The sequence below is a fragment of the Meiothermus cerbereus genome, assembly GCF_051297115.1.
GTDB lineage: Bacteria > Deinococcota > Deinococci > Deinococcales > Thermaceae > Meiothermus > Meiothermus cerbereus_A.
Map to the genome: position 1 here is coordinate 29,657 of NZ_JBEVAL010000015.1, position 19,761 is coordinate 49,417.

The following is a 19,761-nucleotide window of genomic DNA, read 5'->3' on the forward strand; positions in this document are numbered from 1 at the left end:
TTGTTCCATTACCTTACAACGTAAGGTGGGAGCCCAAAAATGAAAACAGCCGCCCAACAAACCCCCATCAAAGTGGACCGCTCGGCACAACAAAGCACCATGAAGGCCGTCGTGCGCGAGATATACGGCCCGCCCGAGGTTCTGAAACTAACCGAACTGCCCAAGCCGACCCCCAAGGATCATGAAGTAAGGGTCAAGATTCATGCCACCACCGTCACTTCTGGCGACTGCCGGGTACGCAGCCTGAAGGTGCCGGCGGGTTTCGGCCTGATGATCCGCCTGGCCATGGGGGTGGTACGTCCGAGGCAGACCGTGCTGGGCAGCGAGTTTGCCGGCGAGGTTGAGGCGGTGGGCAAAAACGTCACGCAGTTCAGGGTGGGCGACCGGGTATTCGGGATGGATGGCTTCGGAATGGGCGCACACGCAGAGTACAAGTGTCTTCCGGAGAACGGGGCGCTGGCCCTGATTCCACCCAACCTGAGCTACGAGGAGGCCGCTGCCCTTCCGTTTGGCGGTACCACCGCGCTGGACTTCTTGCGGCGGGGTGGCCTTAAGGCCGGGGACAAGGTGCTGGTCAATGGCGCCTCGGGGGCGGTGGGGGTGGCCGCCATGCAGCTCGCGCGACACATGGGGGCCGAAGTGAGCGCCGTGTGCAGCGGGCGAACGCCGAGTTGGTGCGCTCGCTGGGCGCGGTGCGGGTGATTGACTACACCAAAGAAGACTTTAGCGCCAGCGGCCATACCTACGACGTAATCGTGGACACCGTGGGCACGGCGCCTTTCAAGCGTAGCCGGGGCTCGCTGGGCAGGGGCGGACGGTTGCTCTTGGTGCTGGCTACGTTGTGGCAGATGCTCCTGGCCCCCTGGGAATCGGCAGTAAGCGGCAAAAAGGTGGTCGCCGGCCCAGCTTCTGAGCGGGTTGAGGACCTGCGTTTTCTGGCAAAACTGGCCCAGGAAGGCAGCTTGAAGCCGGTGATAGACCGCCGCTACACGCTCGAGCAGATCGCCGAAGCCCACCGCTACGTGGAGACCGGGCGCAAACGGGGAAGCGTGGTGGTCATGGTGAGCCACGGTTGAATGGAAACAAAGTGGTGGTGTACCTGCATGCGCGGGTTCGCTTGCATGGCGCGGTGGACTGGGTTGACGGACGCTTTGCAGATGGCCTCGAGCGGGTGTACCGGGCGGAAAGCCGGACAGAGGCGTTGAGGGCTTTAGAAGGGCTCAAGGTCAATGAGGACAGACGACCAAGTAATTCAAAACCGAGAGCAATACTGGGAGAGAGTGCTGCAAACAAATGCTTTTGGCTACAATAAAAACTAAAAACCCAACTGGGCAGTGCACACGGACGCTGCGCGGATTTATCGCGCAGCGCCGGTGGCTTCTACATTAGGCGGTAAAGACCTCGAGCCTACTCTTCATCGCTTAGCTCATCCTCGAGCTCGAGGCTCGACTCGAGAATTTCAGCATGGCTCTTGAGAATGGAAGCTGCCACCTCGAGCTTGGCGCGGAGTTCGACCGTAGGATTTGCTTTCCACTCCCGCAAAATCTGCAAATACGCCTCAGCATGCTCGCCGAGTTCTTCGAGCAAGGTTATATTGCTGGCCCTGATTTGCTCGAGGCTGTGGACAATGGTCATTTCTTGCCTCCTGGAAGGCGCTTCTGCAATCGAACAACCATTTTCATGGCGGCTCTTATCTCCGACTCCCAGTGTACTACAAGCCCCATGTTGGGCTCTGGCTTGGCCAGCTCTTCGGTGATTTTGCGTTCATGGATGGCAATATGCTCGAGCCAGCCCTCGAGTTTGATGCGGGTCTTTTTGTTATCGCCCCTCGCACTACGGCAGCTCGAGCACCGCCCCTTCCCGCGCACTGCTCACCAGTGCGGCGTAGCGGGCAAACAGGCCGCTCTTGTAGTGGGGCTTGGGGGGTTTCCAGGCTTTGGCCCGTTTGGCGAGCTCCTTTTCCGAGACCTCCAGGTTCAAAATCCCCCGGTCGCAGTCAATCGAGATGATGTCGCCTTCCTTAACCAGCGCAATAGGGCCGCCCACCTGGGCCTCGGGGGCCACGTGGCCGATCATCAGGCCCTTGGTGCCGCCGCTAAAGCGCCCATCGGTGACCAGGGCCACATAAGGCCCCAGCCCCTCGCCCACCAACGCCGAGGTGACCGAGAGCATCTCCGGCATGCCAGGTGCGCCTTTGGGGCCTTCGTAGCGGATCACCACCACGTCGCCGGGTTTGATCTGCTTCTTGAGCACGGCCTTCATGGCCCCCTGCTCCCCATCGAAGACCCGGGCCGGCCCCCGGTGTACTTTGGTCTCGGTTCCGGCCAGCTTGAGCACTGCCCCGTCTGGGGCCAGTGAGCCCTTCAGCACCCGCAGGCCACCCTCTGGTTTGAAGGCTTTTTCGACCTTCACCACCACCTTCTGGCCTTTGGTTTCTCTGGCGTTTTTGGTTTCCTGCCACAGGGTCTTGCCGGTAATGGTCATCTGGTCGCCGTCAATCAGCCCGCCCTCAATCAGGCGGCGGATCACCAGTGGAATGCCCCCGGCCTCCCACAGCTCCCAGGCGGTGTACTGCCCCCAGGGGCGCATATCGGCAATTACTGGGGTTTTGCGCGAGATTTTGTCGAACTCCTCCAGGGTGAGCTTAATGCCCGCCTCGCGGGCGATGGCCAGCAGGTGCAGCACCGCATTGGTGGAGCCGCCGGTGGCCGCCACCGCGGCGATGGCGTTGGTGAAGCTCTTTTTGGTCAGGAAGCTCTTGGGGGTGCGGCCAGCTTTGATGGCCTCGGCCAGGATGTGCATGGCCCGCCGCCCGGCCTCCTTCTTCTCCGGCACGATGGCCGGTATGGCGTTGTAGCCGACGGGCGAGAAGCCCATCACCTCCAGGATCATGGCCATGGTGTTGGCGGTGTACTGCCCTCCGCAGGCCCCGGGGCCGGGGATGGCGGTGCGCTCGACCTCGGCCAGCTCTTCTTCACTGATCTGGCCGGCAGCATACTGCCCCACCGCCTCGAAGACCGAGACCACGGTCTGCTTTTTGCCGTGCAGAATTCCCGGCGCGATGGAGCCGCCATACAGCACCAGGCTGGGCACGTCGGCCCGGATGACCCCCATCATGGCCCCCGGGTTGGTCTTGTCGCAGGCCACCAGCGCTATCATGCCGTCGTAGAGGTAGCCCTGGGCGATCAGCTCAATCGAATCGGCGATCACTTCGCGGCTTACCAGCGAGGCCCGCATGCCCACCGTACCCATGCTGATGCCGTCGGAGATGGCCGGGGCGCCAAACTCGAAGGTCTGGAAGCCGGCCTCTTTGGCCCCAATCTTGAGGTCAGCGGCCAGGTCGCGCAGGTGAAAGTTGCAGGGCATCCCTTCGGTCCAGGTGTTTACGATGCCCACCCAGGGAATCTTGAACTCTTCGTCGCCGATGCCCACCGCACGCAGCATGGCCCGGGCGGGGGCTTGTTGAGGGCCTTTTTTGATGATGTCCGAACGCATAGGTGCCTCTGTGGGTTTAGGAACTTGGGGTTTGTGTCTAAGAATCGTGTACCGAAGCTATCTTACCGTGGTAGCGCCGGGGGTCGCCCTCGAGGAGGCGCACCAGGGCCCTGGCCGACTGCTCGGGGGTGAGGACGCGCCCCTGGCTCTGGTATCCGCGGAACAGGGGCCGCAGGGTCTCGCTGGCGCTACCCTGGGCCTCGCGAAGCTGCCGCTGCATCTCGGTCTCGACGATGCCGGGCCGGAAGGTGAAACAGGTGACCTCGGGGGCTTCTATTGCCAGTTGCCGGGCCAGGTGTTCCTCGGCAGCTTTGGCGATGGCATAGATGCCCATGCCGGGTATGTTGTGCTCGGCCACACCGGAACCCAGAAAGACCGCAACGCTGCCCGGCTGCTTTATCAGGTGGGGGTAGGCAAAGCGGGCCAGTTGGTAGCCGACCTTGACGTTGGACTCCATGATTTCGTCGTACTGGGCCTCGATGAGCTCGTAGGCCAGTGGGCCTGCATTCAGCACGCCGGCGTTGTGGATAAAGCCCACAAAGTTGCCCAGCCGCAGGGCCTCCTGCACCAGGGCCTCGGCCACGACGCTATCGGCGGCGCTTCCCGCCACCGACTCGCAGCGCACACCCAGGCCGCGCACCTCGTCGCGCACGAACTCGAGGGCCTTCGGGTTGCGGGCCCCAATAACCAGGTTGGCCCCGGCTTTGGCAAGCTCGAGGGCCAGGGCTTCGCCAATGCCCCGGCTGGCTCCGGTAATGATGAAGGTCTGTCCTTTTAGCTTCATATTCCTTGTATACGCTTTATTGCTTCAAATCGCCAGGGCCATGCGGACTGAGACAGGGCGGCTTTCCCCACAGACTTTCAGGCCGCGACCCTTTGCAAAGCCTCGACGACCTGCTGGGTGAAGGCCTGGGTGCTGGCCGTACCGCCCAGGTCGGGCGTGGGGTTGGCGGAGAGGGCCAGCGTAACGGCTTCCTCGACCTGCCGGGCCACCTCGGGGCGGCCCAGCGCATGGGTCAGCAACATGGCCGCCGACAGAATGGCCGCGGTGGGGTTGGCGATGCCCTTGCCGGCGATATCGGGGGCGGAGCCGTGGACAGGTTCGAACAGGGGGGTTTTTTCGCCCAGGCTGGCCGAGGGCAAGAGGCCCAGCGAGCCGGGCAGCACGCTGGCCAGGTCGGAGAGGATGTCGCCAAAGATGTTGCCCGTTACCACCACATCAAACCGGCTGGGCCGGGTGACCAGGTGCATGGCCATGGCGTCCACGTACTGGTGCTCCAGGGCCACCTCGGGGTAGTGCCGGTGCACCTCGTCTACGGTCTTGCGCCAGAACTCGCCGACCTCGAGCACGTTGGCTTTGTCCACGCTGCACACCTGGCCCCGCCGCTTGCGGGCGGCCTCGAAGGCCACCCGGGCGATGCGCTCGACCTCGAGCTTGCTGTAGCGCTCGGTGTTCCAGCCCTCGGCCTCGCTCATGCCGCGCGGCTCGCCAAAGTAAATCCCGCCGGTCAGCTCGCGGATCACCAGCACATCCACCCCCCGGGCAATCTCGGGCTTGAGGGGGGAAAGATGCTCGAGGCCAGGCAGCACCTTGGCGGGCCGCAGGTTGGCAAACAGGCCGTGGGCTTTACGCAGGGCCAGCAGGCCGGTCTCGGCCCGCAGGTGGCGGGCCACATTGTCCCACTTAGGCCCGCCGATGGCCCCCAGCAGGATGGCGTCGGCAGCCAGGCAGCCCTGCTGGGTTACCTCGGGAAAAGGCTCGCCATAGGCGTCAATGGCGTTGCCGCCAAAGGCAAAAGCCTCGAACTCGAGGTTCAAACCATAGACCTGGTCGGCGGCCTTCAAAACATCTACGGCGGCATAGGTTACTTCGGGGCCGATACCGTCACCGGGAAGTAGTGCAATTTTGGGCATGGTTCTCCTTATTAGCTCCTTCTCCTCTTGGGGGAGAGGGAACCTATTGGCGGGTGGCCTTGGGCAGCCGGGCCGAGGCTTGCTCGAGCAGCTCCCCGGCTTCCAGCAGGTCGGCGATGGGGTCCCAGCGGCCTTCCACCAGGGCTTTTTGTGCGGTGGCGGGCAGGTTTACCTTGAAAGAGGCGTTGCCGTAGCGCACCTCGAGCCGCTCCACATCCACCGTGACCTCGAGGCTGGGGTCTTGCTCGATGGCCTCTGCCAGCCTCTCGATATCGCCCCTTGGGGCAGTAACACAAGGCATCGAGAGGGCGGTGGCGTTGCCGAAGAAAATCTCCGCGAAGCTCTCCCCAACCAGAGCGCGGAAGCCCGCCCGGTAAATGGCCTGGGGCGAGTGCTCGCGGCTGCTGCCACAGCCAAAGTTGGCCCCCACCAGCATGATGGTAGCCCCTTTGAAGCGGGGGTCGTTCAAGGGGTGGGGCTTCTCCGAGCCGTCGGGGTTGAAGCGCTCGTCGTAGAACAAAGCCTCGCCCAGCCCGTCAAAGGTCACCACCTTCAGGTAGCGCGCCGGGGTGATGCGATCGGTATCGATGTCGTTGCCGGGGATATACACGGCCCTTCCCTGTACCTGTTTGATTGGTTCTAAAGCCATTTACTTGCCCTCCTTGTCTCTGAAAAAGCCCAGGATGCTCCAGACCCCGATGATGGCCGCCGCAGCGCACAGGGCAAACCCCAGCACAAAAACCACCCAACTTATGAGCGGGTTGGTTTGCAGGTTGCCGAGCCAGAGCCCCAGCGTAGCGATGGACAGCAGCACCGAGGCTGCCACCAGTGCCACCCCGCGAATTAACTCCATCGTGGACAAACAAACCTCCCCTTTAGGCCTACGCCCCCACCCGCTCGCCCACGCCGAACACTTCCCGGGCGTCGCTTACCTGGCCCGTAACCGCTGCCGCCACCACCATCACCGGCGACATCAACACAGTGCGGCCAGTGGCGCTACCCTGACGGCCTTTAAAGTTGCGGTTGGAGCTCGAGGCGCACAGCTCATCCCCCACCAGCTTGTCGGGGTTCATAGCCAGGCACATCGAACAGCCCGCACCCCGCCATTCAAACCCGGCCTGGCGGAAGATTTCGGCAATGCCCTCCTCCTCGCACTGCCGGGCCACCTGTTGCGAGCCCGGAACTGCAATGGCCCGCACCCCTGGGGCCACTTTGCGGCCTTTGAGGTACTTGGCGGCCTCGCGGAAGTCGGAGATGCGCCCGTTGGTGCAGCTTCCCAAAAAGGCCACATCCACCTTTACCCCCTTGATGGGCTGGCCGGGCTTCAGTTTCATGTGTTTGAGGGCCTCTTCCAATGCGGAGCGTTCGGCTTCGGGGTAAAGGGCCGGGTCGGGCACCCGCTCGGTGATGGCGCAGCCCTGGCCGGGGTTGATGCCCCAGGTTACGGTGGGGGCGATGTCCTCGGCCCGGATGTTGACCACGTCGTCGTAGTGGGCGTCGGGGTCGGAGGCCAGGGCCCTCCAGCGCTGTACCGCTTCGTCCCAGGCCGCACCCTTAGGGGCATAGGGGCGGCCTTTGAGGTAGTCGAAGGTGGTCTGGTCGGGGTTCACATAGCCGATGCGGGCCCCGCCCTCGATGCTCATGTTGCAGACCGTCATGCGCTCTTCCATGCTGAAGTTATCGAATACGCTACCGCCGTACTCGTAGGCATAGCCGATGCCCCCGTTTACGCCCAGCGCTTTGATGATGTGCAGAATCACGTCCTTGGCGTAGACCCCTGGGCGAAGCTGGCCGTTTACGTTGATGCGCCGCACCTTGAGCTTGCTGACGGCCATGGTCTGGGTGGCCAGCACATCGCGCACCTGGGTGGTGCCAATGCCGAAGGCAATCGCCCCAAAAGCCCCGTGGGTCGAGGTGTGGGAGTCGCCGCAGGCGATGGTCATGCCGGGCTGGGTGATGCCGTTTTCGGGGCCAATCACGTGCACGATGCCTTGCTGCCCCGAGTTCACGTCGAAGAAGGTAATGCCAAAGTCCTGCACGTTTTTGCGAAGCTGCCGGATCATCTCGTCGGCTTGGGGGTCTTCGAAGGGCTCGAGCAGGGAGTGGGTGGGCACGATGTGGTCTACGGTGGCAAAGGTGCGGTCGGGGAAGCGCACCTTGAGGCCCAGGTCGCGCAGCATACCGAAGGCCTGGGGGCTGGTGACCTCGTGGATCAGGTGGGTGTCAATGAAAAGCTGGGTCTGCCCGTTGGGCAGGGTGCGAATGGCGTGGCTCTCCCAAACTTTCTCGTACAGACTTTTGCCCATGGAAGCTCTCTCCTTTTTTGTGCGCCTCAAAAAAACCCCCAGCGGCTTTAGCCCTGGGGTCGTGCGGTACAGCAACTAGACCCCTGAAGCGGGGCTTAGTAGGGGCTGCTTTACCCGAGTCGGCATCGCCCAAAGTATAAAGTTTGGTATACCAAACGTCAAGCGATTGGGCCTGGGTTTAGATGCCAGCTACCAAAATATGGCCACTGCCTGGTTTTGCTGTTTGGAGGCGCGCGGGCAAATGGGTATGCTGTGAATTGATGTTGCTGATGCGGCTGGGACAGGGGCGCGAGGCTGAGGTGTTTGCCTGGGCCGACGGCTATGTGCTCAAACTGTTCTGGCCAGAGTTTTCGCAAGAGGATGCCGAGCTAGAAGCCCGCCTTACCCAGCAGGTCTGGCTTCTGGGTGCCCCATTGCCCAGGGTAGAGGATGTGCTCGAGTTTGAGGGGCGGTGGGGGCTGGTGCTCGAGTGGATTCGGGGGGTTCCCCTGACCGAATACATCCAGGCCAACCCCGACCGACTGCGCTTTGCTGCCCAGATGCTGGGGACCTTGCACCGCCAGCTGCACAGCAAGGCTGCCGGACACCTGCCTTCCCAGCGGCTGCACCTTATTCAACGAATCCAGGCCTGTCGGCTGCCAGAGGCCCAGCGGGAGGCTTTGCTGCAACACCTGCAGCAGTTGCCCGACGGAAGCGCGCTCTGCCATGGCGACTTTCACCCCGAAAACGTACTGGTGGGGGAGAAGGGCGTGTTTGTGGTGGACTGGCCCAATGCGACGCGGGGCAACCCTATGGCCGACATCGCCCGAACCACCCTGCTGATGCTACACAGCGAGCTTCCGCCCGATCTGCCGGGACGAGAAGATATCCTGCGGCAGCGAGAGCTGTTTTATCAGACCTACCTCGAGCACTACCAAAACTTTTCCGGGCTCGATATGGCCCAGCTTCGCGCCTGGATGCCGATTGTGGCCGCCGCGCGCCTGCGGGAGAACATCCCCCACGAGGAGCCCCGGCTGATGCGGCTAATTCAGGAAGGTTTGCAGGCATAGCCCCTGCCATTTGCTACACTGATACCTTGCGGAGCCCCGGAATCCCTCCGGTCGGCCCAGAGGTTTACATGAAGACAAACATCATCACCTATGGCTGCCAGATGAACGAATACGACACCCATCTCGTGCGAAGCGAGCTAGTGTCGCTGGGTGCGGAGTTTGTGGATACCTGGCGGGAAGCCGATTTTGTGCTGATTAACACCTGTGCGGTGCGGGGCAAGCCCGTCGAAAAGGTGCGCTCGCTCTTGGGCGAACTGCGCAAAGAGAAAGAAAAGCGTCCCCTGATGGTGGGCATGATGGGCTGCCTGGCCCAGCTCGAGGAGGGCCAGCAGATGGCCCGCAAGTTCGAGGTGGACGTGCTCTTGGGCCCTGGCGCCCTGACCGAGATCGGCAAAGCCCTGGAAGCCAAAAGCCGCTTCTGGGACCTTAGCTTCCGCGAAGAGCTGACCCATCACCTGCCCCCTGCCCCCCAAGGGGCCCTATCGGCCTTTGTGAGCATCATCAGGGGCTGCAACCACCACTGCACCTACTGCATCGTGCCCACCACCCGCGGCCCCGAGGTGAGCCGCCACCCCGACCTGATTCTGCGCGAGGTGGAGCAGCTCAAGGCCAGCGGGGTGCTCGAGGTCACCCTGCTGGGCCAGAACGTCAACTCCTACGGCAAAGACCAGCCGGGCTTCCCCAGCTTCGCCGAGCTGTTGCGCTTGGTGGCCCAGGTAGGCATTCCCCGCATCAAGTTCACCACCAGCCACCCGGTCAACTTCACCGACGACGTGATCGCCGCCATGGCCGAAACCCCCGAAGTATGCCGCTACATCCACCTGCCGGTGCAGTCCGGCTCGAATCGGGTGCTGCGCCGCATGGGGCGGGAGTACCGGCGGGAGTGGTACCTCGACCGCATCCGGGCCATCCGCGAGGCCATGCCGGATGTTGTGCTCTCCACCGACATTATCGTGGGCTTTCCCGGCGAGACCGAGGAAGACTTCCAGGAGACCCTTTCACTCTACGACGAGGTGCGCTACGACAGCGCCTACATGTTCATCTACTCCCCCCGCCCCGGCACCCCCAGCTACAAACACTTCCAGGATCTGCCCCGCGAGGTCAAGGTCGAGCGGCTTCAGCGCCTGATTGAGAAGCAAAAGGACTGGAGCTACCGGCAGAACCAGCGCTGGGTGGGCCAGACCGTTGAGGTGCTGGTGCGCGGGGTCGCCAAGGACGATAGCTTCGCCGAAGGCCACACCCGCGGCAACCACCCCACCCTGGTGCCCGCGGCCCAGGCGCCCCGACCGGGCCTGTACCAGGTTCGGGTGCAGCAGGTTACCCCGCACATGCTCTTGGGTGAGGTGGTGGGGGCCCAGGCGCCCGCTACCATCCCGCTCTTGATGGCTTAAGCGTTCGGCGTGTTGGTAGCGATCTGCAATCAAGAAATCGGTGCACACGTGAGACTTCTAAAGCACTCTTCATAATCATTGAGCTCTTTACCAACTTGATGGCTGTGTCCTGCACAGCACAGTGGCCTCCCGGAGGGGAGGCCACGTCTGTGAAGAGTGCGATAAACAAGCCGCTCCACAGTAAATCCCGCTACTCAACAAACTTACTTTGAAAGCCTCGGGGCTGCAACAAACAAGTTTGAGAAAATCCGCCGAATCATTTTTCTAAAAATTGCACAACCTGACTCACAAAGACCTCCGGTGCCGTGTGCATGGCGACATGCTGCTGCCCGGGCAGAATTACCACCTGTGCGTTCGGCAGTGTGTCGGCTATACCATTAGCGTGCTCAAGCTCGCGGTGCGGGCTGTTGCTGCCTACCATCAGAAGAGTTGGCGTCCGCATACTCCTGAATCGTTCGGGCTCGAAGGTATAGCCCTGCTCCGTCCTAATCTCACGAGGTATGGTGGGCGCATTCCCTAGCCGTACAGCCCATGCGTCTCGCTGGGAACGCAAGAGCTCGATTTCCTCGGGCGGCATCTTGACCACATCGTGATACATGGCCACCAACATACCCTCCACGTCTCCGGCCTTGAGCAATTCTTCGAGCCGCTCGACGATGCCAGGTGTGTAAAGCTCCGCTCCGCGGAGAGGTACCCCCTCGTAGAGAACCAGCCGGCGGAGATTTGCTGTAAGCAAGGCGGCTTCAATCGCGCAGAGGCCGCCGTAGGAGTGTCCGATTACATTGACGGGCTCGGCAATGGAATCAACGACTGTGGCTATGTCTTCGGCTTCACGCTGAAGCTCATATGGGGGTATATCCCCACTGCCCCCGCGGCCACGCCGATCCATAACGTAAACTGTGAAGCGCCGCTCGAGCTCTAGTAGAACGAATCTCCAAGTAGTCGTATGATCCGCGGCTGCGCCGTGGATCCGCAGGAGTGGCGGCCCGTTGCCACCTCGCCAGAACGCGATCAGGGTACCGTCTCTGGAGGTGATCGTTTGCACAGATGCCTCCTTTCCGCATCAGCTCACCTCCCTGGTGAGGTGGGGAGGAAGCCAACCTGCCCAGCTACCGATTAAACTGCAAAGGTATTCAATACAACCGTCTACCTGTATAAAAAAGTTCACAAACCGAGTGGATGGTTTACATGAGTAGTAAGACAATAGCTTCCACTACATTCTAGAGCTCATCAAGTTCCACGGCAAGGGCATCCTGGATGACTAGGCGGTGCTCCATGCGTCAAAATTGAGGGTGTGAGGGGAGCCCAGATTGTCATCGTCGGGGCCGGCATCGCCGGTCTGTGTACCGCCCGGATGCTGTGCGAATCGGGAAAAGAGGTGCTGGTGGTGACCCGCACGCTGGGCGAGGCCAGCCAAGTGCCGGATGCGCTGTTGAACCCGGTGCGGGGCAAGCGCGGGACGGTGGCCCCGGAGGCGGAGGAGGCCCTGGCCGCCCTCTGGGACTTTTATCCGTCTTTTGTACCGGTGCGCCAGGGCATTTTGCGGCCTGTGCCCGAAAGCGATAGACCGGTTTGGCAGGAGAAGTTACAGGGCCGCCGGGTTCCCCACCAGTGGCTGGAGGAGGGGCTTTACCTGGAAACGGCGGGCTGGCTCGAGACCACCCCCTTGCTGCACCGCTTGGCCGAGGGGCTCAACATCGTTTATGCCGAGGTAGAGCGGCTCGAGGCGGGCGTGGTGTGGCTCGAGGATGGACGCAGGCTAGCCAGTAAGGTGCTGGTCTACGCCGGTGGTGCGAGCGGGGCGCACCTGGTCGGGCTGGGCGGGCGCTTCACGCCGGGGTCGGTGCTGGTGACCCAGGAACACTTCAAGCAGGCCCGCTCGTATGGCGTGTATGTGGCCGGGCACAGCCTGGGGGGCAGCTACCTGCCGCATCAAGACCGGTATTCGCCCCACCAGACCCTACCCCATGAAATTGACTGGCTGCTTGGGGAGGCGCAAAAGCTGCTGGGCTACCGGCCTGCCTTTACGTCCACCTGGGCAGGGGTGCGCTACCGGCTGGACCGAGACTATCTCAAGGAAATTCCCGGCGGCTTTGCCCTGACTGGCTTTGGCTCGGCGGCGTATTTTTATGCACCCCTATATGCCCGGCGCCTCCTCAAACGTCTTAACGGCAAATCCTGATAAACTATCCGCCATGCAGCAGTACCACGACCTGATGCGCCATGTGCTCGAGCACGGGGTAGACAAATCCGACCGCACCGGCGTGGGAACCCGCTCGGTTTTCGGCTACCAGATGCGCTTTAACTTGGGCGAGGGTTTTCCGCTGGTTACCACCAAAAAGGTGCACTGGAAAAGCGTGGTCTACGAGCTTCTGTGGTTCTTGCGGGGCGAGACCAACATCCGTTTTTTGCGTGAGAACGGGGTGACCATCTGGGACGAGTGGGCCGACCCGGAAGGCGAGCTGGGGCCGGTTTACGGCAAGCAGTGGCGGAGCTGGGAAGGTGCAGACGGCCAGACCATAGACCAGTTGTCCTGGGTGGTAGAGGAGATTAAGCGCAACCCCGATTCCCGCCGCCTGGTGGTGAGTGCCTGGAACGTGGCCGACCTGCCCAAAATGGCCCTGGCCCCCTGCCACATCTTGTTTCAGTTTTATGTGGCCCAGGGGCGGCTTTCCTGTCAGCTTTATCAGCGCAGCGCCGACATTTTTCTGGGGGTGCCCTTCAACATCGCCTCCTATGCCCTGCTGACCCTGATGGTGGCCCAGGTCACGGGGTTGCAGCCGGGCGAGTTCATCCACACCCTGGGCGACGCCCACCTGTACCGGAACCACTTCGAACAGGCCCGTTTGCAGCTTTCCCGTGAGCCTAGGCCCCTGCCCACGGTACGGCTCAACCCCGCCGTGCAGGAATTATTCGCCTTTACCTACAACGACATCGAGCTTGTGGGTTACAACCCGCACCCGCGCATTCCCGCCCCGGTGGCGGTTTAGTATGGCCCAGAAAATTGCTCTGGTGGTTGCCATGGACAAAAACCGGGCCATTGGCCGGGCCGGTGCGTTGCCCTGGCATCTGCCCGACGACCTCAAGCGTTTTCGTGCGCTTACCCTGGGCAAAACCGTGCTGATGGGGCGCAAGACCTACCAGAGCATCGGGCGGCCCCTGCCCAAGCGGCGCAACGTGGTGCTTACCCGCGAGGCCACCTTTGCTGCCGAGGGCCTCGAGGTGGTGCACACGCTCGAGGAGGCCCTAGGGCTAGCCAACGAACTGATGGTGATTGGTGGGGGAGAGGTCTACGCCCTATTCCTGCCCCTGGCCACCCACCTGCACCTGACCCTGGTGGACACCGCCATCCCCGATGCCGATACTTTTTTTCCAGAGTGGAACCCGGCCGAGTGGCGCGAAACCCATCGGGAGTTCCACCCCGCCGACGAACGCCACCTTTTTGCCTTCAGCTTTGTGGACCTCGAGCGCGCCCTAGGGTGAGCTACTCCCCGCCCCCACCGCCATCCGACCCCCCGTCTCCTGCATCGGCGAGGGCCACATCGATTTGGTGGAAGGCCTGTTCGAGGGTATTAGCTTCTTTTGAAGAATCGCCGGCAGAGTAGAGGAGGGGTATATAACCACCATCATCACTGTATTTCTTCATGAGGTCGTTTATTTGTTGGAACTGCGACGCGATTCCCGGAAGCAGCAGAGCAGCAGAACCCAGGCTTAGCAGCAGCGGAACCACCTGAGCACTATCCGCAGAGAGCGATGGAAGCAGCCGACGGGCCTCGTCCATGTGATGCTCGAGCCTGGTTTTCATGTCTGCCCCGTCTGGGGTGGGCTGGTAGCGGGTCTGAGGGAATAGTCCCAGCGCCTTGTGGGTTTGTTTTTGCAGCAGTCCGCGCTGCAACAAACTGGGTAGAATGACTTTGTGCTTGAATAAGCCATAATCTGGGCCGTATTCTTTTTGCAGTCGCTGCAAGACCTGATTGATCAATGAACCATGCCTGCATGCACTGTGCAGGTCGCCCCACAATCTACGCAGAACCGGGTTGAGCAGATGTGAGCCTGGCTCGAGCAGTAACCGCACCTGAGCAGGCTGAAATCTGCTCTTTGACGGTTTTTGCTCAATACGCAATATGCCCCTGGCGATGAGTTCTTTGAGCCCGATCTTCAGGGCCTCTTGTGCTTCTATGTCTGGATCGAGCAGCACGAGAAACTCAGGCGCACTCAGATGATCTTCAAGTTCTTTCGTGTTCAGCATAGCCGATTTAAGTATCGAAATTGAGTGTCAGGAAACTTCAAAAAACCTCCCCGCTGTGGGGGAGGCGCGAAGCTGGGGGTTTTCTCACACCAGGCCCAGGCTCAGCTCCTCTTCCTCGAAGGCGATGGCGCCGTCTTTGAGGGTGACGAAGAGGGTCCGGCCGGGACGCGAGAGGAGCTCGAGCGAAAGGGGATCTTCGACTTTCTCCCGTATCAGGTTGCGCAGGATGCGGGTGCTGCCCTGTTTGGGGGCCTGCCCGACCAGCCAGGCGGCCACCGAGGGGTCGAAGCGAACCACTTTTTCGCGGGACTCGAGCTCTTTGGCGATGTCCTCGAGCATAATCTGCGCCACCTGTACTAGCTCGGGTTCGCTCAGGTTGCGGAAACGAATCACTTCATCCAGACGGTCTAGGAACTCCGGCGTAAAGATGGCCTTGAGGGGGCTTTCGGTGTCCACCTCGCGGCTGGTGAAGCCAATGGCTGGCCCCACGTTGAAGCCGGTGTTGGAGGTCATGATCAGGATGACCCGGCGGAAGTCCACGGTGCGGCCCAGGCCGTCGGTGAGGCGGCCCTCGTCGAGCACCTGCAAGAAGGTGTTGTAGATGTCGGGGTGGGCTTTCTCGATCTCGTCCAGGAGCACCACACTGAAGGGCTGGCGGCGAACTGCTTCGGTCAACCGCCCGCCTTGCTCATAGCCCACATAACCCGGCGGGGCCCCAATCAGCTTGGAGATGGAGTGGGGCTCCTGGAACTCGCTCATATCGAAGCGAATCAAGGCCCGCTCCGAGCCGAAGAGCACCTCGGCCAGGGCCTTGGCCAGGTGGGTTTTGCCCACGCCCGAGGAACCCACAAACAGGAAGCTGGCCGCAACGCGGGTGCGCCCACCCAGGCCCACCCGGCTGCGCCGGAGGGCGGCAGCAAGCGCCTCGACAGCTTCTTTCTGGCCGATGACCCGCTTGTTGAGCTCCTCTTCCAGACCAAACAGCTTGCTGTCGTCCTTGTCGTCTACATACACGCCGCCCCAGGAGTCCACCACGCTCTCGATGTCTTCGCGGGCTACCAGGGGTGTGCCGTCTTCGTCCACCGCGACCGGCAGACCCAGGGAGTCGTTGAGGCGCACGCGGCTGGCGGCCTCGTCAATCAGGTCAATGGCCTTGTCGGGGAAGTTGCGCCCCGGCAGGCTGCGAATCCCAATCTTGACCGACAGGCCCAGGATTTCGTCGGGGATGACCACCCCGTGGTGGGCCTCGTAGCGCGGACGCAGGCCCTTCAGGATCTCCAGGGTTTCCTCGGGGGTGGGCTCGAGCACAATCACCGGCTGGAAGCGGCGTTCCAGGGCCGCGTCTTTTTCGATGTAGCGGTGGTACTCGCCGGTGGTGGTTGCGCCGATGACCTGAACCTCACCCCGGCTCAGCGGGGGCTTGAGGATGTTGGCGGCGTCCAGGGTGCCCTCGGCTCCGCCCGCCCCAATCAGGGTGTGCAGCTCGTCAATAAAGGCCACCACTTTGGCGTTTTTGAGCTCCTCGATAATCTGCCGCAGGCGCTCCTCAAACTCGCCCCGGTACTTGGTGCCGGCCACCACCCCGGCCAGGTCTACCGAAACGATGCGGGCTCCCCGCAGTACCGGCGGTACCCGGCCTTCCACAATGGCCTGGGCCAGCCCCTCCACAATGGCCGTCTTGCCCACGCCGGGGTCGCCCACCAGCACGGGGTTGTTCTTGGTGCGGCGGGCCAGAATCTGGATGACCCGGTTAATCTCCTCGGCCCGGCCAATAACGGGGTCGAGCTTGCCTTCCCGGGCTTCGCGGGTCAGGTCGCGACCATACTCATCCAGGAATGGGGTAGCGACCGCTTTCTCCTTGGTTTGCTCGCCGGCCTGCGATAACACCCGCCAACGGATGGTGTCCACATCCTTGGCGTAGTGGGTCATGATGCGGTAGGCGATGCCGTCGCCTTCGCGGATGATGCCCAGCAAAATGTGCTCGGTGCCGATGACCTGGCTCGACATGTTGCGGGCCTCGGCCCCGGCCAGCTCCATCACCCGTCGGGCGCGGGGCGTAATGGCGGGTGGCTCACCCGTGCGGCTGCCCTCACCCCGCCCGACCAGCTCTTCAACCATGCGCCGCATGGCCTCCAAACTGGCCCCGTACTCCATCAGGATGCGCGCGGCTGTACCTCCTTCGCGCATCAGGCCCAGTAGCAGGTGCTCGGGCCCGATCATGCTGTGGCCCAGTCGGCTACCTTCCTCCCTGGCGTAGTGAAACACCAACCTGGCGCGGTCGTCGTACCTGTTCAAGCGCGAACCTCCTGGTGTGTCGTGCAAGTATTCATAGCGCCGCTTTCTTCCTACCTCAATATTACAGTATGACGGACTTGCCCTGGGTGTTTGCGCCACACGTTACTAAGCGTTGCCGAGGCTTGGCCTGAGTCTAAAGAAAAGATTAGGCCATCGGTAAATCATGCGTCAGGGGCATTGAACCTTTGGGCGTCAAGCCCGCTGGCGAGTTGTTGCGGCCTTGCGCTGCTGGGAACAGGAAGGGGCTGAAAAGCCCCTGTGGGGGCTACCCCAGGCGGGTGTAGATGTCCTCGAGCGCAATCTCCAGGTCTACACAGGGCAGCTTTAATGTACCGCTCTCGATTCTCTCGTAGAACCAGCCCCCCTCCACCCGCCGGAACACCTCGGCCCGGATGGTGTCTTGCTCGAGCAAAACGTACATTTGCAGACTTGCAATGGTCTGGTAGTTGAGCCACTTTTCGCCCCGATCGATGTCGAGGGTACTCTCGGACAGGACTTCTACAATCAAACAGGGGGAGCGCTTGATGTATGGATGGTCGTCGGATGCATCACAGACCACCATGATGTCGGGATAGTAGAAAGCGCTCGTGGGTGTCTGGACCTTGACATCGCTGATCAAAACCCGACAGCCACTGTCTCTGCTGTTTTGCGCAATAGCCATGGCTAGTTCAAAGGCCAGCCGATTGTGGCGTTCGCTGCCACCGGCCATGGCAAAAACCTGGCCGTGGGCATACTCGTGCCGCTCGGAAGCCCTGGCCTCCATGGCAAGGTACTCCTCTACCGAAACCCCGCTTTTGACGGGGGGCTGCGACCTGGGCATCCCCTACAGAATAGCAAAATCCTTGATGGGAAGGGGCCTCTGTGTTACCTTATAGCTTGCGTTGAACCGCAGGAGTAACCCGGCGTTCCGCTACAGCGAGCCTGGGAGGGTGTGAGCCAGGCAGCCAAGAACCGGGTGAAGGGCGGCGGAGCAAGCCTCAACGCAGCTCAAAGGGCCTCGAGCAACCTCGAGGAACTGGGGTGGAACCGCGGAAGCCTCAACTTTCGTCCCCAGGCATGCGTGCCGGGGGTTTTTTGTTGTACGGCACGGGTCAATACACATGGAGGGAAACGTATGCCTGCCGAAACGATGGAAGAACTGGTGAGCCTGTGCAAGCGCCGGGGGTTTATCTTCCCTGGGTCGGATATTTACGGGGGTCTTCAGGGAACCTACGACTATGGCCCCCTGGGGGTCGAGCTCAAGAACAACCTCAAAGCTGCCTGGTGGCGCGCCAACGTCTACGAGCGCGATGATATGGAAGGCCTGGATGCCAGCATCCTGACCCACCGGCTGGTGCTGTTCTACTCCGGCCACGAGGCCACTTTTTCGGACCCTCTGGTGGATAACCGCATCTCCAAGAAACGCTACCGCCTGGATCACCTGCTCAAAGAACAAAAACCAGGCGTACTGGCAGCCCTGTTTCAGGCGATGGGCCTGCACGATAGCGACAACCTGGCGGCCCTGGTCGCGCGGCTGCTGGCCGAGCCCGAGAAGGCCGCCCTGGCCATGCACACTGCCCGGGTGGTTGACCCCGCCGATGGTGCGCCGGGCGACTGGACACCCCCCCGGCCCTTCAACATGATGTTCAAGACCCAGATTGGCCCGGTGGCCGACGAAGATTCCTACGGCTACCTGCGCCCCGAGACGGCCCAGGGCATCTTCATCAATTTCAAGAACGTGCTCGACGCCACCAGCCGCCGGCTGCCCTTTGGGGTGGCCCAGATTGGCAAGGCTTTCCGCAACGAGATTACCCCGCGCAACTTCATCTTCCGGGTGCGCGAGTTCGAGCAGATGGAGATCGAGTATTTCGTCAAGCCCGGCACCGACGAAGAATGGCACCAGCGCTGGCTCGAGGCTCGTCTGGCCTGGTGGGAGGCCCAGGGCATACCCCGCGCGCAAATCCAGGTGCTGGACGTGCCTAAGGAAGACCTCTCGCACTACTCCAAGCGCACCTTCGACCTGATGTACAACTTCCCCACCCTGGGCTTCGAGGAAATTGAGGGCATTGCCAACCGCTCCGACTACGACCTGGGCAGCCACACCAAGGGCCAGGCCGAGCTGAACATCCAGGCCCGGGTGCTGGAAAACCACGATTCCACCGCCAAGCTGGCGGTGCAGGATCCCGACACCAAAGAGTGGTTCGTGCCCTTCGTAATCGAGCCTTCGGCGGGGGTGGACCGGGGGGTACTGGCGGTTTTGTCGGAGGCCTATACCCGGGAGAAGCTGGACAATGGTGAAGAACGCATTGTGCTCAAGCTAAAGCCGCACCTATCCCCCATCAAGGTGGCGGTCATCCCGCTGGCCAAAAACAAAGAGGAAATCACCCGCTATGCCCGCCGCCTCAAGGCCGATTTGCAGGCCCTGGGCTTTGGCCGGGTGCTCTACGAGGACACCGGCAACATTGGCAAGGCCTACCGCCGCCACGACGAGGTGGGCACGCCTTTCTGTGTAACCGTTGACTACGACACCATCGGCAAAAGCCAGGACGGCAGCACCACCCTGCAAGACACCGTGACAGTGCGCGACCGCGACACCATGCAGCAGGAGCGGGTGGCGGTGAAGGAGCTGCCGCAGTACCTGCTCGAGCGCCTGAAAGGCTAATGCGCCTGGCCATCTGTACCGGCTGCCACGCCCGGGAGGGCGAAAAGCATTTTGCGGGCTGGCTCGAGCACCTACAGTCCTGCCTGGGGGTGGGTTATTTTGGTGGGGTGGGCCAGGGGGTCGAAGTGGAGTTCGTCCCATGTCTTTCTTCTTGCGAGAAAGGCTTTGCAGTGGCAGTAGAGGACGAGGTGCTGCTGCTGGAAAATACAGAAGATTTTGCGACTTTTTTAGAGCGGCTTAAGCGGGTGGCCTCGCTTGGCGGATTGAACCCGGCAACCCAGCGCAAGCTAACCTGAAGGGTTGCATTTGTCACTGGTTTGGAATTTGTATAACCCTAACTCAAGTTGCCACCTAGACATTCCGAGCTAGAAAGCAAAAACTAAGGCCACTATGAACTGGACTGTTCTAGTGGCCTTCTGCA

The 19,761-nt window shown here is 61.8% G+C and carries 20 protein-coding genes; 9 read left to right on the forward strand and 11 right to left on the reverse strand.

Annotated features, from left to right (window positions below):
* Window positions 1-39: 39 nt before the first annotated feature.
* Together ABWU19_RS05035 and ABWU19_RS05040 are read left to right on the forward strand one after the other, a co-directional pair.
* Window positions 40-702: an NAD(P)-dependent alcohol dehydrogenase gene (locus ABWU19_RS05035; RefSeq protein ID WP_435900668.1), complete on the forward strand. Its 663-nt coding sequence runs from the start codon at window positions 40-42 to the stop codon at window positions 700-702.
* Window positions 651-1,076 (forward strand): zinc-binding dehydrogenase, encoded by a 426-nt coding sequence (locus ABWU19_RS05040; protein ID WP_435900669.1) that lies wholly within the window; start codon window positions 651-653, stop codon window positions 1,074-1,076. Before ABWU19_RS05035 ends, ABWU19_RS05040 begins: the two co-directional genes overlap by 52 nt.
* Window positions 1,077-1,407: 331 nt before the next feature.
* Here the strand turns inward: ABWU19_RS05040 and ABWU19_RS05045 are convergent, their stop codons facing one another.
* From ABWU19_RS05045 to leuC, 7 genes are all read right to left on the reverse strand, one after another.
* Window positions 1,408-1,635 (reverse strand): hypothetical protein, encoded by a 228-nt coding sequence (locus ABWU19_RS05045; protein WP_333659749.1) that lies wholly within the window; start codon window positions 1,633-1,635, stop codon window positions 1,408-1,410.
* A gap of 198 nt (window positions 1,636-1,833) precedes the next feature.
* The gene (gene ilvD, locus ABWU19_RS05050) at window positions 1,834-3,495 is read right to left on the reverse strand and encodes a dihydroxy-acid dehydratase (RefSeq protein ID WP_435900670.1); all 1,662 of its coding nucleotides are present in this window, start codon (window positions 3,493-3,495) and stop codon (window positions 1,834-1,836) included.
* A gap of 37 nt (window positions 3,496-3,532) precedes the next feature.
* Window positions 3,533-4,279 (reverse strand): SDR family NAD(P)-dependent oxidoreductase, encoded by a 747-nt coding sequence (locus ABWU19_RS05055; protein WP_435900671.1) that lies wholly within the window; start codon window positions 4,277-4,279, stop codon window positions 3,533-3,535.
* Between the two features lie 77 nt (window positions 4,280-4,356).
* Window positions 4,357-5,409 (reverse strand): 3-isopropylmalate dehydrogenase, encoded by a 1,053-nt coding sequence (leuB, locus tag ABWU19_RS05060; protein WP_435900672.1) that lies wholly within the window; start codon window positions 5,407-5,409, stop codon window positions 4,357-4,359.
* A gap of 43 nt (window positions 5,410-5,452) precedes the next feature.
* Complete coding sequence (gene leuD / locus ABWU19_RS05065) at window positions 5,453-6,058, reverse strand: 3-isopropylmalate dehydratase small subunit (protein WP_435900673.1); 606 nt, start codon at window positions 6,056-6,058, stop codon at window positions 5,453-5,455.
* Window positions 6,059-6,262 carry a hypothetical protein gene (locus ABWU19_RS05070; RefSeq protein WP_435900674.1) on the reverse strand — a complete coding sequence of 68 codons (204 nt, stop codon included), beginning with the start codon at window positions 6,260-6,262 and terminating at the stop codon, window positions 6,059-6,061.
* A gap of 28 nt (window positions 6,263-6,290) precedes the next feature.
* On the reverse strand, window positions 6,291-7,715 hold the full coding sequence (leuC, locus tag ABWU19_RS05075) for a 3-isopropylmalate dehydratase large subunit (RefSeq protein ID WP_435900675.1): 1,425 nt from the start codon (window positions 7,713-7,715) through the stop codon (window positions 6,291-6,293).
* A 260-nt stretch (window positions 7,716-7,975) separates the two neighbouring features.
* Between leuC and ABWU19_RS05080 the strand changes: the two genes are divergently transcribed.
* Entirely contained in the window at window positions 7,976-8,764 is a 789-nt protein-coding gene (locus tag ABWU19_RS05080; protein WP_435900676.1) for a phosphotransferase enzyme family protein, read from the forward strand.
* A 68-nt stretch (window positions 8,765-8,832) separates the two neighbouring features.
* Complete coding sequence (gene miaB / locus ABWU19_RS05085; RefSeq protein ID WP_435900677.1) at window positions 8,833-10,155, forward strand: tRNA (N6-isopentenyl adenosine(37)-C2)-methylthiotransferase MiaB; 1,323 nt, start codon at window positions 8,833-8,835, stop codon at window positions 10,153-10,155.
* Window positions 10,156-10,411: 256 nt separating this feature from the next.
* Here the strand turns inward: miaB and ABWU19_RS05090 are convergent, their stop codons facing one another.
* Complete coding sequence (locus tag ABWU19_RS05090) at window positions 10,412-11,200, reverse strand: alpha/beta fold hydrolase (RefSeq protein WP_435900678.1); 789 nt, start codon at window positions 11,198-11,200, stop codon at window positions 10,412-10,414.
* Between the two features lie 249 nt (window positions 11,201-11,449).
* On the opposite strand from ABWU19_RS05090, the gene ABWU19_RS05095 reads away from it, so the two are divergent.
* The 3 genes from ABWU19_RS05095 to ABWU19_RS05105 are packed head-to-tail and all read left to right on the forward strand — an operon-like array spanning window position 11,450 to window position 13,638.
* Window positions 11,450-12,337: an FAD-dependent oxidoreductase gene (locus tag ABWU19_RS05095; RefSeq protein ID WP_435900679.1), complete on the forward strand. Its 888-nt coding sequence runs from the start codon at window positions 11,450-11,452 to the stop codon at window positions 12,335-12,337.
* A gap of 13 nt (window positions 12,338-12,350) precedes the next feature.
* Window positions 12,351-13,145 carry a thymidylate synthase gene (locus ABWU19_RS05100; RefSeq protein ID WP_435900680.1) on the forward strand — a complete coding sequence of 265 codons (795 nt, stop codon included), beginning with the start codon at window positions 12,351-12,353 and terminating at the stop codon, window positions 13,143-13,145.
* Between the two features lies 1 nt (window position 13,146).
* Window positions 13,147-13,638 (forward strand): dihydrofolate reductase, encoded by a 492-nt coding sequence (locus tag ABWU19_RS05105; RefSeq protein ID WP_435900681.1) that lies wholly within the window; start codon window positions 13,147-13,149, stop codon window positions 13,636-13,638.
* A gap of 1 nt (window position 13,639) precedes the next feature.
* Here ABWU19_RS05105 and ABWU19_RS05110 read toward each other — a convergent pair whose 3' ends face one another.
* The 3 genes from ABWU19_RS05110 to ABWU19_RS05120 all read right to left on the reverse strand — a co-directional run bounded on the left by ABWU19_RS05110 (window position 13,640) and on the right by ABWU19_RS05120 (window position 17,519).
* Entirely contained in the window at window positions 13,640-14,404 is a 765-nt protein-coding gene (locus tag ABWU19_RS05110) for a GPP34 family phosphoprotein (RefSeq protein WP_435900682.1), read from the reverse strand.
* A gap of 84 nt (window positions 14,405-14,488) precedes the next feature.
* A complete protein-coding gene (locus tag ABWU19_RS05115) occupies window positions 14,489-16,699 on the reverse strand; it encodes an ATP-dependent Clp protease ATP-binding subunit (RefSeq protein ID WP_435900683.1) in 2,211 nt (736 codons plus the stop codon).
* A 265-nt stretch (window positions 16,700-16,964) separates the two neighbouring features.
* Window positions 16,965-17,519: a Uma2 family endonuclease gene (locus ABWU19_RS05120; protein WP_435900684.1), complete on the reverse strand. Its 555-nt coding sequence runs from the start codon at window positions 17,517-17,519 to the stop codon at window positions 16,965-16,967.
* Window positions 17,520-17,813: 294 nt separating this feature from the next.
* On the opposite strand from ABWU19_RS05120, the gene ABWU19_RS05125 reads away from it, so the two are divergent.
* Both ABWU19_RS05125 and ABWU19_RS05130 read left to right on the forward strand, forming a co-directional pair.
* Window positions 17,814-19,340, forward strand: coding sequence for a glycine--tRNA ligase (locus ABWU19_RS05125; protein ID WP_435900685.1), 1,527 nt, complete (start codon window positions 17,814-17,816; stop codon window positions 19,338-19,340).
* Window positions 19,340-19,636: a hypothetical protein gene (locus ABWU19_RS05130; protein WP_435900686.1), complete on the forward strand. Its 297-nt coding sequence runs from the start codon at window positions 19,340-19,342 to the stop codon at window positions 19,634-19,636. The genes ABWU19_RS05125 and ABWU19_RS05130 overlap by 1 nt, the downstream gene beginning before the upstream one ends.
* Window positions 19,637-19,761: the final 125 nt, after the last annotated feature.

Excerpts from the sequence above, each read along its gene's own strand:
- ABWU19_RS05125 (WP_435900685.1), top strand. The coding sequence starts at position 17,814 with ATGCCTGCCGAAACGATGGAAGAACTGGTGAGCCTGTGCAAGCGCCGG.
- ABWU19_RS05070 (WP_435900674.1), bottom strand. The coding sequence starts at position 6,262 with ATGGAGTTAATTCGCGGGGTGGCACTGGTGGCAGCCTCGGTGCTGCTG.
- ABWU19_RS05035 (WP_435900668.1), top strand. The coding sequence starts at position 40 with ATGAAAACAGCCGCCCAACAAACCCCCATCAAAGTGGACCGCTCGGCA.
- ABWU19_RS05080 (WP_435900676.1), top strand. The coding sequence starts at position 7,976 with ATGTTGCTGATGCGGCTGGGACAGGGGCGCGAGGCTGAGGTGTTTGCC.
- ABWU19_RS05120 (WP_435900684.1), bottom strand. The coding sequence starts at position 17,519 with ATGCCCAGGTCGCAGCCCCCCGTCAAAAGCGGGGTTTCGGTAGAGGAG.
- ABWU19_RS05130 (WP_435900686.1), top strand. The coding sequence starts at position 19,340 with ATGCGCCTGGCCATCTGTACCGGCTGCCACGCCCGGGAGGGCGAAAAG.
- ilvD (WP_435900670.1), bottom strand. The coding sequence starts at position 3,495 with ATGCGTTCGGACATCATCAAAAAAGGCCCTCAACAAGCCCCCGCCCGG.
- ABWU19_RS05100 (WP_435900680.1), top strand. The coding sequence starts at position 12,351 with ATGCAGCAGTACCACGACCTGATGCGCCATGTGCTCGAGCACGGGGTA.
- miaB (WP_435900677.1), top strand. The coding sequence starts at position 8,833 with ATGAAGACAAACATCATCACCTATGGCTGCCAGATGAACGAATACGAC.
- leuD (WP_435900673.1), bottom strand. The coding sequence starts at position 6,058 with ATGGCTTTAGAACCAATCAAACAGGTACAGGGAAGGGCCGTGTATATC.
- ABWU19_RS05045 (WP_333659749.1), bottom strand. The coding sequence starts at position 1,635 with ATGACCATTGTCCACAGCCTCGAGCAAATCAGGGCCAGCAATATAACC.
- ABWU19_RS05110 (WP_435900682.1), bottom strand. The coding sequence starts at position 14,404 with ATGCTGAACACGAAAGAACTTGAAGATCATCTGAGTGCGCCTGAGTTT.
- ABWU19_RS05105 (WP_435900681.1), top strand. The coding sequence starts at position 13,147 with ATGGCCCAGAAAATTGCTCTGGTGGTTGCCATGGACAAAAACCGGGCC.
- leuB (WP_435900672.1), bottom strand. The coding sequence starts at position 5,409 with ATGCCCAAAATTGCACTACTTCCCGGTGACGGTATCGGCCCCGAAGTA.
- leuC (WP_435900675.1), bottom strand. The coding sequence starts at position 7,715 with ATGGGCAAAAGTCTGTACGAGAAAGTTTGGGAGAGCCACGCCATTCGC.
- ABWU19_RS05055 (WP_435900671.1), bottom strand. The coding sequence starts at position 4,279 with ATGAAGCTAAAAGGACAGACCTTCATCATTACCGGAGCCAGCCGGGGC.